The sequence below is a fragment of the Alphaproteobacteria bacterium 33-17 genome (genome assembly GCA_001897445.1).
Taxonomy (GTDB): Bacteria; Pseudomonadota; Alphaproteobacteria; order Rickettsiales; family 33-17; genus 33-17.
Genome location: MKSX01000017.1, coordinates 51,594 through 67,504, shown reverse-complemented (window position 1 = coordinate 67,504; position 15,911 = coordinate 51,594). Strand labels below are relative to the sequence as shown.

Below are 15,911 nucleotides of genomic sequence, written 5' to 3'. Positions count from 1 at the left end.
ACTAGCAGATAGTTTAAAAAAATACACAAAAAAGTTTAAAAAATGTCCTTAATAGAGACTCAGGAAGAGCTAGATTTAGTTTTAGAAAGTGCGTTATCAGCAAAAATAATCGCAATAGATACTGAATTTTATAGAAAAACTACGTATTTTCCAATTTTATCCACTATTCAAATAGCATTCTTAGGATCAGAATTTATAATTGATTGTCTGTCCGACTTAGATTTCAGTATTTTAAAAGATATTCTTGAAGCAGAGGAAATTCTTAAGATTTTCCATGCATCTCATCAGGATATTATAGCACTTAAACATTCGCTGAATATTAATTTAAAAAATATTTTTGATACGCAAATTGCCGCAATGCTTACAGGTTACCTAAATTCACCGAGTCTTGCTGAGCTTTGTAAGGCAATTTTGGGTATAACTTTAAACAAAGACATGCAGTATACAAATTGGCTCAAAAGACCGCTCTCTACAAAACATATTGATTATGCGCTACTTGATGTAAAATACCTTGAGCAAATTTATGAAAATCTTTCTCTAAAAATCAAAGATTTAAAAAGAGAAGACTGGCTTTTAGAGGAAATGAGTTATTTGTGTAGCTTAGAAGAAGAAAGAAATATCTGGATTAGAATTAACTCAAATCCAAAAAATATTAAAGAGTATAGAGTTTTAAGATATTTGACTATCTGGAGAGAAATTGAAGCAAAAAAATTAGATATATCTCCAAGTTTACTTTTAAGTGATAGTGTTATAAAAAGCCTGTCTATCCATAAGATTTTTAGAAATAACGAATTAGATGAGATTTTCCCTATAAATCAGAAAATAAATATTAATGAAGAATATAGAAAAATTAAGGGTTTCAATGGTAAAGTTGATTTAAAAGGTCTTTTAAAACAAGTGATCAACTATATTTGTAATATCAAAAAATTACCGCCTCATTTAATTGCTACTCAAGAGGAGTTAATAAGTTTTGCTTTAAACCCTCAAGATAATTCTAAAAAAATTAATAAAGGATGGCGAAAAAAACTGCTATCAAATATTTTAAATCAACTGATAAATATTTGACTTTTTCTATTAGTAGTATAGATGCTACATAAATGAAATTTGTTTACTAATATGAGGGATATATGGGGCTACAACAAATATATGATTTCTTTGATAATCAGTCAGTTAGAGTAAGTGGTTTTTTTAAAAATAAATATAATAATATATATAATTACTTCTATAGAATCGGTAACCCCTCATATATTGGCAATGAGCTATTTATTGATAATAAACAGGTAGAATATACATTTGAAAATTTAACTTTAAGGTTTAAGTACCTATTTACAAAGTTTAGCGCATATCTAGGTAATAATGTATTCTCAAAGATTGGGCTTACAAACTTGCAAATATATATTTATAGAGGCTTTGTATGGCTTACTACGTTTAAATTAAAAAATGATGTTACAAAAAAATTTGAGCCTGTAGGATTATTTAAGAATTGCTGCGCACCTACATTACCAGTGGATAAAACAAAAGGCGCTACAGAATGGCATTCTTATTATTTTCTGGATAATATAGTTCTATCCATGATTCATCATTATTCAAAAGGAAGTAAAGCTCTGGTGTTGGCATTTAGTGCATTAATGCAAGGATATGATAAATGTCCGAATCAAGAAATGATATTTGGTAATAACGTTCATGATGCTTCCTCTCGAAAACTCTCCTATTTTGTAGGTGCTTTAAATGGTCTGATGTGTATTACAGCTCAGGCTTTTGTATCAAGAATTATTGGTAAGTATATATCAAACTTTTATTTGAATACACTAATAACCTCTATAGTGTGGTCACCTATAAGTTCTGCTGTAATGTGTAAGATTGAGAAAAAATTCAAGGATAAACATGATGAAGTAAAAGAATATTTTGAGCAGAAAAAACAAATGCAACAAAAAATAGATGGAATCGAAGCTAAAGTTCAATACATAAATAATGTTTGTAATAATATGGGTGATAATGTTGATAAGCTTAGGGATGAATTTAAAGAAATTCCAGACATAAAAGCTTTCCTTTATCAGATGCAATTTGATGCATCATGTTACAAGGATGGATCGCTTAATCCAACAAAATAAAGGTAAACATTATTTGCAAATGGTGAAAAACTTTAAAATTACGTAGCTTTTGATTTGACACCAAAGATTAATAAATATACACTTTTATTATATATTTAATAAAATCAGGTCGAAGTTATGTATAATAAAAAAGGTTTTACACTAGTAGAGTTATCAATAGTACTTATAATTATTGGTCTTATTATTGGTGGTGTGTTAGTTGGTCAAAACTTAATTAGATCTGCTGAGATCAGTGCTACAATAAGACAAATCTCTAACCTTAATGCGTCTGTTGCGGCTTTCCGTATTAAATATAATGGTCTTCCAGGCGATTTAAATTCAAGTACGGCATCTTCATTTGGTCTAACTTCACGTTCAGGTGCTGCAGGTGTGGGTGATGGTAATGGTCTTATAGAATCAATTGGTGGCGCAGGTGCAACAGCTGCTTCAGGTGAAACAGCTCTCTTCTGGACGGATCTTTTTTCTGCAGGATTAATCGAAGGTAATACAAGTGCCTATACTGCTCCTGCAACTGCAATTACACTTGGTTCAACACCACTTGAGCAATACTTTTTACCAGCAAAACTAGGTAAGGGTAACTTTTTCATAGTTTATGCTGCTTCAGGTTTAAACTATTATGAGATCACTGGTATTACAGGTATTACTGCGGGTGCTTACACATTATTTGATGGACTGGCTCCAGCTGATGCTTTTGGTATCGACTCTAAGCTTGACGATGGGATGCCTACAACTGGGGTTGTAACTGCAACAGGAAATACTACGCCTAACGGTGCTGCAACAAGCGGCGCAGGTGGTGCTTCGGCTGCATTCTGTGTTAATAGTACGCCGACTCCGGATCAGTATAATAACGTAAATACTGCTCCACTTTGCAGAGTTCGTATTAGAATGAGCTAGGTAGAATCTTTAATATGTAATATATGAGCTTTTGAAATGCGTATAATCTTTGCTACCCTATTGCTAATTTGTATAAACTTTATAAATGCAGAAGCAGGGCAGAAAAGATTACATTTTAATTTAAAAGATTTTTTAATGACGCGTTGCCCTGGTGCAAAAGAAGCTGGTCAGTGCAATAATAATGATAATATAATAAAATTTTACGAAGAACCGAGTAATATTAAGAATAAAAAATGGAAGGAAAATGCCAGAACTCAAATGGAATCAGGCAATAAACCATTGTTGTACACTGGTCAGTCGATTCAGTTAAATGGTGACATATTTTGGAAGAAAAATGATGACTCATATGGATTTGTTATTGGTTTTTTGCCAGTAGCTTATAAAGATGGCTCTAAGAGTAAAATAACTTTTAAATGTATCAGAAAACTAGGTAGCAAAAATTTATATAATAATCAGGATCCGTATCTACCAAATACTCATAAAGACTTAAGATTCAGAGCGCCATCGGAAGCAGGTGAATATTATATGTTTGTCACAAATGCAATAAACGCCTCAAGTACAAGATTTCAAAACACTAGTGATATTGTAAAAAATACTAACAAGTCATACTCTTTGCAAGAGATATGCGATAATCAGCGAAGCGAAGGCGTTGAGGTTGCACTTGATGATATAGATTTAGAAGGCTACGAGACATCTATTAATCGTTTAACTAATACATTTAAATTGGTTAACAGATCAGGAAGTACATACTCATACAATAAAAGTAAAGTTTTTGAAGAAAGAATTATTAAAGTTATAAATGATCAGTGTGATACAGATATAGCTTCTAATGTTAAGTGGCCTAAAACAGATGTTGGTGTTACAATTACCGCTGCTAATACAATGTGCGATCCCAATGGTGGTAATGGTAACAGAGAAGTTGTAGGTACAACATATAGACAATGTATAAAAGATCAAATTACAGGAAGATCTCAAGGCTGGTCGCCTGTAAGTGGTCCAGGATGTTTACAAAGGTGTGGAAGCAACAAAAATAGAGGTTTTGATGGTAGTAAAACAATGTACTTACCGTCTTTATATGAAGATGAAACTTTAACTGTACATGCAGGTTCTGCAGGTAAGGCATTTGGTCAGATACCTGTAACAACTTACACAACTACAGATCTGGGCAGAAACATAGGAAGCTTTACGCCTTGTTATAGTGAAAATCACGTATTAATGTCAAATAAGTCAGTTAAAATTAAATGCGAATATAACCCCAATAATTATATTGGAGAGTATAGCTTTGATTCAGATGGTGTATGCGTTGATCTAAGAAACACAAATTTAAATGTGTATTCTGAGCTTCGTGACAACAATAAATATCACTCGCTGAATGATAAAATGGAAAATACATTTGGAAGATTTGGTCAATTTGAGGCAGTTTATAGTGGTTATAATCCCTTATCACAGCCAAGTTCAGATATGTTGCCAAACGATGGTGATAGAGTGCTTACTTTAATAGACCAGTCATGGGGTGGAAAACATATTGATTTATCAAATGTTAGAGCAATTTACCGCAGTTCAAAGGGCGGCGGTCTTGAGATTACTGGTGAAGCCAGATATTACCCTGAATTTTCTAATGCAATGGGTGGGCGTTTTGCATTAATGGGGATGGTTTCTTTAGTTAATCACAATGATTCTAACGCAAATAATATGATTGCAATAAATGCTCACGAAGCTAGAGCCTTCATAACAGCAAAAAAATTTGGTAATGCCTGGACTCCTGTGTTTATGTATAATGGTTCCGCTAGATGGGGATGGGGGAATGATCCTGATTTTGCATTTTCATTTAGGGCTATCGATAGACCAGGTGTAAAACTACTGCATTATAATAGACCAACTTATGTTAGTATGGCAGACACTACTTTAGATCAGATATCTTACAATATTGATTGGGAAAATGATGCAAGAGACAGAAACATTTGTAAAAGATTTAGCGATTGTAAATGGGGAGATGGTTGGACTAAAAGTACCAATAATGATAATACCTATTCTCCATGCGCTCAGGTTAATGTTTTTAAGGATACAATGGATAGTTGCCAAAATTACTTTACTGGTACCAGATATGGACCGATCTATTTTGAGAAATCTCCCGTTAAATTCATGATTAGTGGTGATGATGGGGAATATACAGGAAATGATTGGAAAATGTATTTTCATCCACAAAGTAATAGTAGATTATTAAATCACAGACGTGGTGATCCACCTGAAACCAATGGGTTAGGGAAATATAATGAATACAGATGGAAAAGTAATAGTCCTTCAATATTAATAGGATCTGATCAAATAACGTTCATATTACATGAAATGAATATTATTCAGTGGGATGTTTACGATGGTAAGGACGGTGGAAGAGTAATAAATTCAAGATCATCTGCACCCTTTAATAATAGTTATGGATGGCGTGGCAATGAGGCATTAACAGGCATTGTGGCAGGGCGCTCAGCTACAAATAACTTTTTCCTTGATCGTCAGCGTTCATTAGAAACATACTATCAATACAATGTTCGTAATGGCTGGGCAAGGCTTCATGGTGTAACAGATAGGTGTCCAGGATATCATCACGTTTTTAGTAATGATCTATGGCCTGATTACTTTTATTGGGATGATCCATGTAGATACGGTGTTGATCAAATGAATTGGGGAAGAAAATAAGCCTTGCAGTTTTGAAAGCTTAAATTGCCTGTATTTTATAGTATTGTTAAAAACATAACGCTGAATAAATAAAAAGGTTTTTATTTAAAAAAAATGTATGTTAAGATTTTTTTATAATATTATCAAAACCGTTGTATAAGGATTTCAAATGTTTAAGTTTATATTGCAAACCACTATCCTTTTATTCATCATTATTTTTAATTCAAATGCTGCGCCTGTAGTGCATTTTAATTTACGTGAATTCCTGGGAACCCTAGGAAGCACAAATGTAATGAATTTTTATGTACATCCTGGTGCTACTACGAATTTAAACTGGAGATCAAGTGCAACTAAACAAACTAGCGGCTCTAGCCCTCTTCTATATACAGGACAGGATATACAGCTCAACGGGGAAGTTTTTTGGAAAGAAAACAATGCTTCTAATGGTTTTATAATTGGTTTTATACCAACAAACCATAACACTAATAACGGTAGGGCAATTTTAAAATGTATTAAAGATCTTGATGTTGATACGCGTTTTGCAACAGATGCAGGTGGCAAAAAGAATCCGCAGCTTCCTAACACACATTGGAAACTAAGGTTTAGAGCTCCTTCGCAGCCTGGTCAATATCATATGTTTATAGTTAATCTAGTAAATGTTAGTACCAGTAATACAATTAGAACTACTGTATCTCCTTTCGTTAATACGACGTATAACACAATTTGTAACTTTCAGAACCCAACTGCTGAAAGTCCTGAGCCAGGCACTATGAGAGATTATCAGGCTTATGAGGTTACAACTTCGCCAACAACAAATACTTTAAAATTACTAATGGGAGCATTTTCTGGTGCGTCTTATGATACAAACAAAGTATTTACAGGAGTGACAATTGAAGTTGAGAATGATCAGTGTGCTGCTTCAAGTGTGTCACTTGTAAACTGGCCTGCTACAGATGCTGGTGTAACCGTTACTGCAACTAATTCAATGTGTAATCCTTCCAGTGGTAATGGTGCAAGAAGTGTTGTGTCAACAACTACCAGGACTTGTAACAGAGATTCCATTACTGGTGAAGCAACTGGGTGGGGGTCAGTCTCGGGTCCTGGTTGTAAACAACGTTGCTATAACCCTGCTGTTCCAACAAATGTTAGTAGATCCATGAGATTACCTCAAATAGTTGAAGATGATATTATTACAATTCCTGCTGGAGCATTTGGTAAAGCTTTAGGGGAAATACCTATTGCAACTTTTTATCAAACATCAAATGGTACTCCAAGAACTATACCATCTTATACACCTTGTTTTGACTCTACCAATACTTTATTTACCAATAGGCAAATAACAATAGGATGTAGTTATAATAGCGGATCTGCCTACGGCACATACACTTATTCTAACAACGGGGTATGTACGAACTTTTCCAGTACATCAAGGCCATATCAAGAATTATGGCATGGAGCGCAATACAGTGCGTTTACCGCAAACTTTATGCCAGCTGCATGGGGTAGATATGGGGTTTATGAAGCCGTATACTCAGGGGCCAATCCATTAGCTGTTTCTAGCTCTTCATTATATCCAGCTGATGGTGACAGAGTTCTTACGCTTATAGATCACTCATGGGGTAATAAACATATAGACTTATCAGGGGTAGATGCTCGCTACCGAACTGCAGATGGTGGTGGTGTGGAAATTCCAGGTAGGGTATCATATGATACCGCATTTAGCAATGATCTGGGCGGTAGATTTGCAGTTTTAGGATTGTTCTCTTTTGTAAATGCACCGCCTGACTGGGATGGAAGAAACTTACTTGGTATAAACCATTCTAATGTTAAGGCTTTCCTGACAATACATAGGAATGGGGGTGGTTCACAATGGGTTCCTGTATTTAGGTATGCAGGTAAACCAAGATGGGCATGGGGATACGATTCAAATTTTGCATTCTCATATACCGCGGATAATCGTACTAATTTCAAGAAATTTAGTGCAAATACTCCTGCCTTTTTGGCGATGATGGATACTACTTTAGATGAAATATCCTATAACAAAGACTGGGAATGGGAGTCGCCTGCAAATAGAAGATTTAGTGACTGTAAATGGGATGATGGTTGGGGAAATTCTGGTGGTAGAGAAGACGTAGGATGCGTTTCTTCATGTGCTGCAATATGGCCGCAATGTGGAAGATATGCACCTATATATTTTGAGAAATCACCAGTAAAATTTATGGCATCAAGTGACCAAAACTTTGGTGGAAATGACTGGACAATGTATTTTCATCCACAAAATGGAAGCCGTAAATTGGTGCATACAAGTACATCAGATGTATGGTTAAATGGTATAGGTAGTAATTTTACTACTTTCCTGGGTGGAAATACACCTTCAATTATTTTAGGCGAAACTGGTTTAACTTTCATATTGCATGAAGCAAATATTATTCAGTGGGATACATACAATCCTTCGTATGGAGGAGGCTCAAGAGTAATTGATAGTAGATTTGGTCCCCCATTTATTAATCAATTTGGATGGAGAAACTATTCAGGTGTAGCAGGACAACAAATGAATGCACCTATATGGTATAATTCTGGAGGTCATAGCAGACAAGTAACCAATAACTTCTTCCTTGATCGTCAACGTACTTTGGAGACATATTATTTATATGATACAAGGTACTGGTGGTCAACAAACCATGGTACAAAAGATACATGCCCAGGTAATCACTGGACCTTCAACAGTGATCTGTACCAAAACCTCTGGGATTGGGGTGACCCGTGCTGGTTTGGCTCTGGTAACCTAAACTGGGGTGATAAGTAAAGCAAAAAAAGGGGGTTCAAATCCCCTTTTTTTATTTAATGTCTTTGAATAACAAGAAAAATATGCTAATATTTTAATATAAATTATAGTTAGCTGGTATTGCCTGTGTCTAAAGTCAATTTTGGAAATGTAAATGATATTGGTGGTCAAACCGTAATAAGCGGTATAGCATCTGGTTTTGATACAAAAGCAATCATTGACGGACTTAAAGCAGCAAAAGAAATACCTATTAAACAGCTTGAAGATACAATCAGTATTAACGATAAAAAAAATAAGGCTTTTCACGATTTTAAAGAAAAAGTAGAAATATTTCAGGAAGCTGCTAATTTTCTAAGAAATGTGCCAAGTATGGATAAGACTTTAAATAGTTTTAATGGCAGAAAAGTTGTAATGACTACAGATTGTAGCCAACCTATTGATAATTATATAGATGTATTTGCCGATAAAGGATCTGATCTTGCAAATTATAGCCTTCAGGTTATAAGCATAGCAAAGGCTCATGCTCGCCAAAGTCAAACTTTTACCAGTCAAACCACCTCTGTTACCGAAGCAGCTGGTGGAATAACTTCTGGGCTGTTTTCTGAAGGCATATTTCAGATTAATGGTATCGATGTTGCCCTAAAAGCAGGTGATAGCCTAATTGAAATAAAGTCTGCTATAAATGCAGTTAGCAGTTCAAGTGGGGTTACAGCAAGTATTGTTCAAGTAAGTGCTACAGATTATCGTTTAGTATTAAGGTCAAATAATACTGGTATTGCAAATAGTATAAATATTACAGACGCTAGTAATGTTGTAAGTGACGTGACTTTCTCTAACTTGCAAACTCCAGCAGATGCAACATTTAACTTAAACGGAATTCCTATTACAAGATCATCTAATATTATTAGTGATGTGATTCAAAATGTAACTTTTACCCTAAAGCAACCAACTGATGCGGGTAAGTATGGATACTTAAGTATTAATAATGATGTTGAAGCTACAAAACTTGCTATAAAGAATTTCGTAGGTGCATATAACGATGTTGCGTTATTTGTTTCAAAGCAACAAGAGCTTGATGAGGACTTTAAATATAAAGAGTCAGCTGTACTTGGCAACGATAGTACATTACGATTAATTAGTAGTAAAATCATGACTGAAATGTCTTCATATGTAAAAGGTATAACTAGTAGCTTTATTACAATTGGTGAAGTCGGTCTTGCATTTATAGAATATGAGGGTGATGATGAAAACCCACATACTAATAATATACTAAGGATAGATGATGCAATTTTAGATAATGTCCTGGCAACACAGTATGAAAACGTGAGAAGGGTATTTGAATTTGATTTTAGAAGCAGCTCAAAAACAATTGCAAATACTGGTAGAACTAACGCGCTTAATACTACAGCATTTAGCCTTGATATTGATACGAGCAGAGCAGCCGGAGATCAGGTAAGAGTTACATATCACAACGGAGTAACCAATGTTACTATTAACGCTGATTATGACGGGACAACTACTAGCGGAGCTATTACAGGACAAAAAAATACTGTGCTAGATGGTCTTAGCATGATTTACGTTGGTGACGGTACTGATAATGTAAGCGTAACACTGACTCAGGGTATTGCGGATAAACTTTATAATTACTTAAAAGATATATCTAAACCAGGTGGTGATATTGAGCTTGCCATTAAATCTATTAATGACATTAATACTAAATATGCTGAAGAAGTTAAAAAGAAAAAATCTGACCTCGATGATTATGTTGAGAAATTAAAAAGTCAGTTTGGTAGAGTTGAACAAATGATATCTAGTTTTAACAGTACAATAATGTTCTTGCAGGCTCAAACCAACGCTTCTAATAATAAATAAAATAGGTAAAAACAGATGAGTATTGTAAACAAAGGATATTCTAGATATTTAAATCAAATTCCATCTGGAAATATTCAGCAGGTTATAATGCTATATAAAGGTGCTATAAAGCACATGAATAAAGTGATAGATTGTATTCAAAATAATGATGTGGAAAACAGATTTAACGTACTTGAAAAAGCTACAGGAATAGTACTTGGATTGAAAGAGGCTCTTGATCACAAAAATGCTAAAGATATAGCCCAGGCATTAGAAAGTTATTATAACCACGTTTACATCAAAATGATGTCTGTTCATCACACGCCCGATGTAAAGCAATGCGAAGAAATTCTAAAAGATCTAAACAACATGCTTGAATCATGGCGTGAAGTTGAAAAAACCATAGATAAAGATATTAAGAAAGACTAAAATAGGGCTGCTGTATAGTTAAGTCTTTATAATTTTGGTAGGTGTCATTTCCTCACTCACCTAGGCTTCGCTATTCATTCCTGTACCCTTCAAATACTTTAACTATACAGCCCTAACCATTACACAATTTTTGCGTATTTATCAAAATCAGGTCTTGGTAAACGTGGATAAGTTTTACTATGGTCTGCATAACCTAATGCGCAAATAAAATTTGACTTTATACTTGTGCCCTTAAAGAATTCTTCATCTACTTTTGCGTTATCAAAGCCAGACATGGGTGCTACATCTAAACCTAGTAATCTTGCAGCTAAAATTAGGTAAGCACCTTGTAAGGAGGAGTTGCGCATAGCAGTTGTTTCAATAAGTGACTGATTACCAGCGAAAAATGATTTAATATCACGTCCAGGGAACGTATTTACAAATTCATCAGGGAAATTATTGTCCATGCCAATAATTGCCACATATGGTGATGTAATAGTTTTTTCAATATTTTTTTCAATCATACAAGATTTTAAACGCTCTTTTGCCTCGCTGCTTCTTACAAAAATTAGGCGCATAGGTAAGCTATTAAAAGACGTAGGTCCCATAATAACTAGGTCATAAAGTTCTTTGATAACTTCTTCAGAAATGTCTTTATTGATCCAGCTATTTACGCTGCGAGCATTATAAAATAATAAGTCTTTAATTTCTTTCATATATACCCCTTATGAAAATAAAAAATAATCGGTAATGATGCGTGCAGCTATTGATAATACTTGTTCAAGATCTTTAGCATTAAGCTCTGTGTCTACACTATCTAAGTATAAACTAATTATAATCTTTTTGCAAGATTTAAGCTTTACTATACCTACATCAGCAATGCTGACAAAGGCAAATTTATTGCTGTAATAATCAAAGGTTCCGGTTTTATGATGGATAAAGTCACTAGAATGTAGAACTTCTTTTTTTAGGCGATCTTTGTTCTCGGTATGAGACATTACTTTTAGCAAGAAGTCCCTTGATTTTATAGAAGTAAATTTACCATCCATAAAATCCTTGAGAATCAGTGCCATAGCTTTCGGTGTAGTTCTATCTGCTTTGTTATAATAAAAATCTTTAGCATACTTAGCTGTTATATCATTTGAACGAGATCTATATTCAGCAATTTGTTCGAACAGAGATTTATCTGATTTATGATTGAGGTTATAATAAATATCAAATAACTGCATAATATTATGTTTAAGACTAATATCAGGATAACTATTAAAAAACTTAGCGATATTATTCATGCCTAATTGTCTAATAATTAAATCAGTTGCTGTATTATCACTTATCGCCATCATAAGCTCAAGTAAATTGGCATTTGATATTGCAAGCCCATCATGAGTTAAAAAATAACCAATTTTCCCACTGCCTGGTACTAAATCGGATTTATCAATATAAATCATTTTTGCTAGGTCTATATTGCCCTCATCTACCTGATTCATAAGATAAATGCTAACTGGAACTTTTACAGTGCTTGCCATAATAAAGCTTTCATTATTTCTGTACCCAATGCTTCTGCCTGAATCTAAATCCATTGCATGGAAACCAATTCTGATTTTGCTTTTATAGAAGTTATCTTCTAAATGTTTAATCTCACTAAAGAGTATATTGTCACTGGCAAATGATATATTAGAAAATAATGTGGCAATTAGAATAAATAATAAAATTTTATATTTTGAACTGAATTTCAATTGAGGCTCCTTTTAATTTTAGGTTGGTTTTATTAACCTTAATTTTAGCGCCGTGTGCGTTAAAAATATCTCGTGCTATCGCAAGACCAAGTCCTGCTCCTAATTGCTTTTTATCGCTCATGTTGCGTGCATAGTCAGATCTGTAAAATGCACTAAATACTTTCTCATGTTCTTCAGGCTTAATACCTGAACCATTATCTTCAATAATAATTGTCAGTCTTGAGCGAGTATGATGAACTGTAATCTCTGCTTCTTCGCCATATTTAAGACCATTATCTATAATGTTCGTAAATGCACGTCTCATCGATACGGGGCGAGCAAAAATCATGCATGATTCAATATCTTTATTAATTTTAAGTTTTGCACCTTGTGACTTGTAACGAATTACAATGTCCTGAAGAAGACCTATAATATCTATTTTTTGTTTGCTTTCTACCTCAATTTGACCGGCAAATTGTAAGTACTCATCAATAATATGCTGCATTTCAGTAATATCACTTTGAATAGCATCTGTCTCATCATTTTTAGGAAACATCGCTAACGACAGTTTAATTCTGGTTAAAGGAGTTTTGAGGTCATGTGAAACACCAGCAAGCATTTGCGTACGCTGATTTATTTGCTGTTCAATTTTTTCTTTCATGGCAATAAAGGCGTAGCCCGCGCGGCGTACTTCTTCAGCACCTTCAGGTTTAAAGTTACTAATGTCACCGCCCTCACCAAATACACGGGCAGCAGTAGATAACCTCTCAATAGATTTGACCTGATTACGAGTAAATGACAGCGCAATAATGATAAGAATAGTAGAAACCCCTAACATCCATGCAATGAAAATATTTAAGGTAGGTGTATATAGACGTTTTCTAGGTATTTCAAAAGTTAGTTTATAATCTGGAAGATTAACGCTAATATAAATGTCTTCACGGTCATTTTGCTGATTAATAATAAAACTATCAGATTTAAAAACTTTTTGTAAGTGAAGTTTTAAGGAATCAAATTTCTCATCATCGGTATTATCGAGCGGTTTATAAGGTAAAATTCTAATAAACAAATTTTCTGCTGCCAGACTCTTAATTTCATAATTAGGAAGTTTTTTGTCCTGTAACATTTTATTAATTAAAGAAATATCACCAATTACAGACTTTTCTAAATAAGTACTAACATCTTCCCAATGGCGATCATAAAAAACATAAGCTGTAATTATTTGAATTAAAATAGCAGGCAGAATGATAATTAGGAAGAATCTTCCCCAAATCGATTTGGGTATAAAATGTTTTTTAAAAATTTTAATCATATATATAATCCATAGCCAATATTACGAACGGTAAGTAAGTACTTTGGATTTTTAGGGTCTTCTTCTATTTTGTTTCTGAGTCTTACAACCTGAACATCAATCGATCTCTCGCCTACGCCGTAAAATACTTTGGCAATCTCATCCCTAGATACGGGCTGATTAATATAATTTGAAAGTAATATTAGGAGGTTAATTTCACTGGATGTAAGTGGTATTATGTCATTGTTTTTCAATAATTTTCTTGAGTCAATATGAAAGGAATATTCTCCAAATTTGATAATATCTTTGTTTGTTTGATGTCTTTTTAAAAGTTTCTCAATGCGTAATAAAAGTTCTTTTGGCTCAAAAGGCTTCGTCAGATAATCATCTGCACCAATCTCTAAGCCATTTATTCTATTATCTGCATCTGATAATGCACTTAGCATAATAATTGGAATAGATTTACCATTGTTCCTAATTCTTGCTGTAAGGTTAATGCCTGACTCTTCTGGCATCATGATATCCATTACAATAATGTCGATTGCACTTGAATTAAGTAAGTCGATAGCGGTGCTAGCATTTTCGGCTGACATCACAAAATAGCCATTTTCGGCAAGATATTTGCTAAGTAAAGACCTGATGCGGTTATCATCATCCACTACTAAAACGTTTTTATGCTTTGTCATACTTAGGTTGTTCATTGTTTTTAAGTAATCCGCTTATTACAATAGCGGCAATAGCAATTACTAAAGTTTCGCACATTGTATCAAAACCACGGTAACTTGCAAGAATTGCTGCTACAAAACTTGGGATGCCAATTTCAGTTTCGGTATTGTTAATATAATACTGGTATGTTTCGCCAAATACAGGTGAGTTAGGATCGGAAAAATCATAAATATCTTTAATACCATATATTAAGGCTATGGCAAATAATGTACAGGCTATAAAACCTAACAGCTGATTGTATTTTTGGCTTCTAGAACTAAACTTACCTTTAATTGTTCCGGCAATAAGTAGCACAGTTCCTATTGCCGCATTGATTGAAGCTTCGGTGAGCGCAACATCGGGTGCATCTAGTAAAGTGTATATAAATGTAATAATCAGGCTGAATCCAGACACTAAAGCGATTTTTGTTATCAGGTTATTTGATCGCATAACCATCACTGCAATAACTACTAAAAAAAATAGCATTGAATAGATAATAATGTCCTGAATAAGTTCTGGGAATACTAGATTCATAATTTTGGCTCTGCTGACTGTTTTTTATATAAAAATGCACTGTTTGCCAAGGAGTGAGTATTGGTAGGTGCGGTAAGAAAGATAAAAAAAGCTATCATTAAAATTTTAAGTGCAGGAACTAAAGGCGATAGTATAGCAAGTCCTATCATTATCAGGACAACTCCGAAACTGTCAATCACCCCAGCTGCATGAAGTCTGGTAAAAAAGTCAGGGAAGCGGATAACGCCAATAGATCCTAATAAGCAAATTAAACTGCCAATAATTATTAAAATATAAGCTATAAGGCTAATAATCATTCTTTAACATCCAGATTACGATTTCTAATAAATTTAAGTATTGAATACATTGCTATATAACTGGTAAGTGCATAAACATAGGCAATATCTATAAATGACTGATTATTGGAAAAAATAGATAAAATAATTAGCATTACATTGATTTTGCTATTAATAGAATTTATTGCTAAAAGCTTATCAAATACTGTGGGGCCATTTGCTGCTCTGACAAGCAATAATGCAAATGATATAACCATAAAAATTATTGAACCAAGTAATATATAAAATTCAAATACATTCATTATTTTACTGTTTCTCGCATTTTATGTTCTAATAAGCCAGATTTTATGTCATGAAGGAAATCAGTGTGTAATGCATGAATTAAAACATTATTATTTTTATCTGAAATACAAACTGTACCAGGTGTTAAGGTAATAGAGTTATCAAAAATTGTATGACCAAGTTCCGATATATTGGAAATCTCAATTTTTTCAAATGATGGTCTGATTTTGCCTGTTAAAATAATTTTGATTGTAGTTAACGAACTTTTACTCACTTCTTTTGTCAGCCAGAAAGAATATTGAAGAAATTTCAAAAATTTAATTTTTCCTTGTTCTGTGTCTCTGTTAACTAGGTATGAAATTGTTAAGGATGCAATGAATCCTGTAA

General features: G+C 33.7%; 15 protein-coding genes. 7 read left to right on the top strand and 8 right to left on the bottom strand.

Going from position 1 to position 15,911, the window contains the following annotated elements; genetic code table 11:
* Window positions 1-42: 42 nt before the first annotated feature.
* From BGO27_08355 to BGO27_08325, 7 genes are all read left to right on the top strand, one after another.
* The gene (locus BGO27_08355) at window positions 43-1,065 is read left to right on the top strand and encodes a hypothetical protein (GenBank protein OJV13892.1); all 1,023 of its coding nucleotides are present in this window, start codon (window positions 43-45) and stop codon (window positions 1,063-1,065) included.
* Between the two features lie 62 nt (window positions 1,066-1,127).
* The gene (locus BGO27_08350; protein ID OJV13891.1) at window positions 1,128-2,111 is read left to right on the top strand and encodes a hypothetical protein; all 984 of its coding nucleotides are present in this window, start codon (window positions 1,128-1,130) and stop codon (window positions 2,109-2,111) included.
* Between the two features lie 117 nt (window positions 2,112-2,228).
* Window positions 2,229-3,005, top strand: a complete 777-nt coding sequence (locus BGO27_08345) for a hypothetical protein (protein OJV13890.1) — start codon at window positions 2,229-2,231, stop codon at window positions 3,003-3,005.
* 36 nt (window positions 3,006-3,041) lie between these two features.
* Window positions 3,042-5,699, top strand: a complete 2,658-nt coding sequence (locus BGO27_08340; GenBank protein ID OJV13889.1) for a hypothetical protein — start codon at window positions 3,042-3,044, stop codon at window positions 5,697-5,699.
* A 148-nt stretch (window positions 5,700-5,847) separates the two neighbouring features.
* Window positions 5,848-8,484 (top strand): hypothetical protein, encoded by a 2,637-nt coding sequence (locus BGO27_08335; protein OJV13888.1) that lies wholly within the window; start codon window positions 5,848-5,850, stop codon window positions 8,482-8,484.
* Window positions 8,485-8,589: 105 nt separating this feature from the next.
* Window positions 8,590-10,335: a hypothetical protein gene (locus BGO27_08330; GenBank protein ID OJV13887.1), complete on the top strand. Its 1,746-nt coding sequence runs from the start codon at window positions 8,590-8,592 to the stop codon at window positions 10,333-10,335.
* A gap of 15 nt (window positions 10,336-10,350) precedes the next feature.
* Window positions 10,351-10,743 carry a flagellar export chaperone FliS gene (locus BGO27_08325; protein ID OJV13886.1) on the top strand — a complete coding sequence of 131 codons (393 nt, stop codon included), beginning with the start codon at window positions 10,351-10,353 and terminating at the stop codon, window positions 10,741-10,743.
* Window positions 10,744-10,862: 119 nt separating this feature from the next.
* Here BGO27_08325 and BGO27_08320 read toward each other — a convergent pair whose 3' ends face one another.
* From BGO27_08320 to BGO27_08285, 8 genes are read right to left on the bottom strand one after another with little or no spacing between them, the layout of a single operon-like run.
* Window positions 10,863-11,438, bottom strand: coding sequence for a malonic semialdehyde reductase (locus BGO27_08320; GenBank protein ID OJV13885.1), 576 nt, complete (start codon window positions 11,436-11,438; stop codon window positions 10,863-10,865).
* 9 nt (window positions 11,439-11,447) lie between these two features.
* Window positions 11,448-12,458, bottom strand: a complete 1,011-nt coding sequence (locus tag BGO27_08315; protein OJV13884.1) for a hypothetical protein — start codon at window positions 12,456-12,458, stop codon at window positions 11,448-11,450.
* On the bottom strand, window positions 12,436-13,749 hold the full coding sequence (locus tag BGO27_08310; GenBank protein OJV13883.1) for a hypothetical protein: 1,314 nt from the start codon (window positions 13,747-13,749) through the stop codon (window positions 12,436-12,438). The genes BGO27_08315 and BGO27_08310 overlap by 23 nt, the downstream gene beginning before the upstream one ends.
* A complete protein-coding gene (locus BGO27_08305) occupies window positions 13,746-14,414 on the bottom strand; it encodes a hypothetical protein (protein OJV13882.1) in 669 nt (222 codons plus the stop codon). Before BGO27_08305 ends, BGO27_08310 begins: the two co-directional genes overlap by 4 nt.
* Window positions 14,401-14,967, bottom strand: a complete 567-nt coding sequence (locus tag BGO27_08300) for a hypothetical protein (protein OJV13881.1) — start codon at window positions 14,965-14,967, stop codon at window positions 14,401-14,403. Before BGO27_08300 ends, BGO27_08305 begins: the two co-directional genes overlap by 14 nt.
* Window positions 14,964-15,263 carry a hypothetical protein gene (locus tag BGO27_08295; protein OJV13880.1) on the bottom strand — a complete coding sequence of 100 codons (300 nt, stop codon included), beginning with the start codon at window positions 15,261-15,263 and terminating at the stop codon, window positions 14,964-14,966. Before BGO27_08295 ends, BGO27_08300 begins: the two co-directional genes overlap by 4 nt.
* The gene (locus BGO27_08290) at window positions 15,260-15,547 is read right to left on the bottom strand and encodes a hypothetical protein (GenBank protein ID OJV13879.1); all 288 of its coding nucleotides are present in this window, start codon (window positions 15,545-15,547) and stop codon (window positions 15,260-15,262) included. Before BGO27_08290 ends, BGO27_08295 begins: the two co-directional genes overlap by 4 nt.
* Complete coding sequence (locus tag BGO27_08285) at window positions 15,544-15,846, bottom strand: hypothetical protein (GenBank protein OJV13928.1); 303 nt, start codon at window positions 15,844-15,846, stop codon at window positions 15,544-15,546. The genes BGO27_08290 and BGO27_08285 overlap by 4 nt, the downstream gene beginning before the upstream one ends.
* Window positions 15,847-15,911 lie beyond the last annotated feature (65 nt).

Excerpts from the sequence above, each read along its gene's own strand:
- BGO27_08355 (OJV13892.1), top strand. The coding sequence starts at position 43 with ATGTCCTTAATAGAGACTCAGGAAGAGCTAGATTTAGTTTTAGAAAGT.
- BGO27_08350 (OJV13891.1), top strand. The coding sequence starts at position 1,128 with ATGGGGCTACAACAAATATATGATTTCTTTGATAATCAGTCAGTTAGA.
- BGO27_08345 (OJV13890.1), top strand. The coding sequence starts at position 2,229 with ATGTATAATAAAAAAGGTTTTACACTAGTAGAGTTATCAATAGTACTT.
- BGO27_08340 (OJV13889.1), top strand. The coding sequence starts at position 3,042 with ATGCGTATAATCTTTGCTACCCTATTGCTAATTTGTATAAACTTTATA.
- BGO27_08335 (OJV13888.1), top strand. The coding sequence starts at position 5,848 with ATGTTTAAGTTTATATTGCAAACCACTATCCTTTTATTCATCATTATT.
- BGO27_08325 (OJV13886.1), top strand. The coding sequence starts at position 10,351 with ATGAGTATTGTAAACAAAGGATATTCTAGATATTTAAATCAAATTCCA.
- BGO27_08320 (OJV13885.1), bottom strand. The coding sequence starts at position 11,438 with ATGAAAGAAATTAAAGACTTATTATTTTATAATGCTCGCAGCGTAAAT.
- BGO27_08310 (OJV13883.1), bottom strand. The coding sequence starts at position 13,749 with ATGATTAAAATTTTTAAAAAACATTTTATACCCAAATCGATTTGGGGA.
- BGO27_08305 (OJV13882.1), bottom strand. The coding sequence starts at position 14,414 with ATGACAAAGCATAAAAACGTTTTAGTAGTGGATGATGATAACCGCATC.
- BGO27_08300 (OJV13881.1), bottom strand. The coding sequence starts at position 14,967 with ATGAATCTAGTATTCCCAGAACTTATTCAGGACATTATTATCTATTCA.
- BGO27_08295 (OJV13880.1), bottom strand. The coding sequence starts at position 15,263 with ATGATTATTAGCCTTATAGCTTATATTTTAATAATTATTGGCAGTTTA.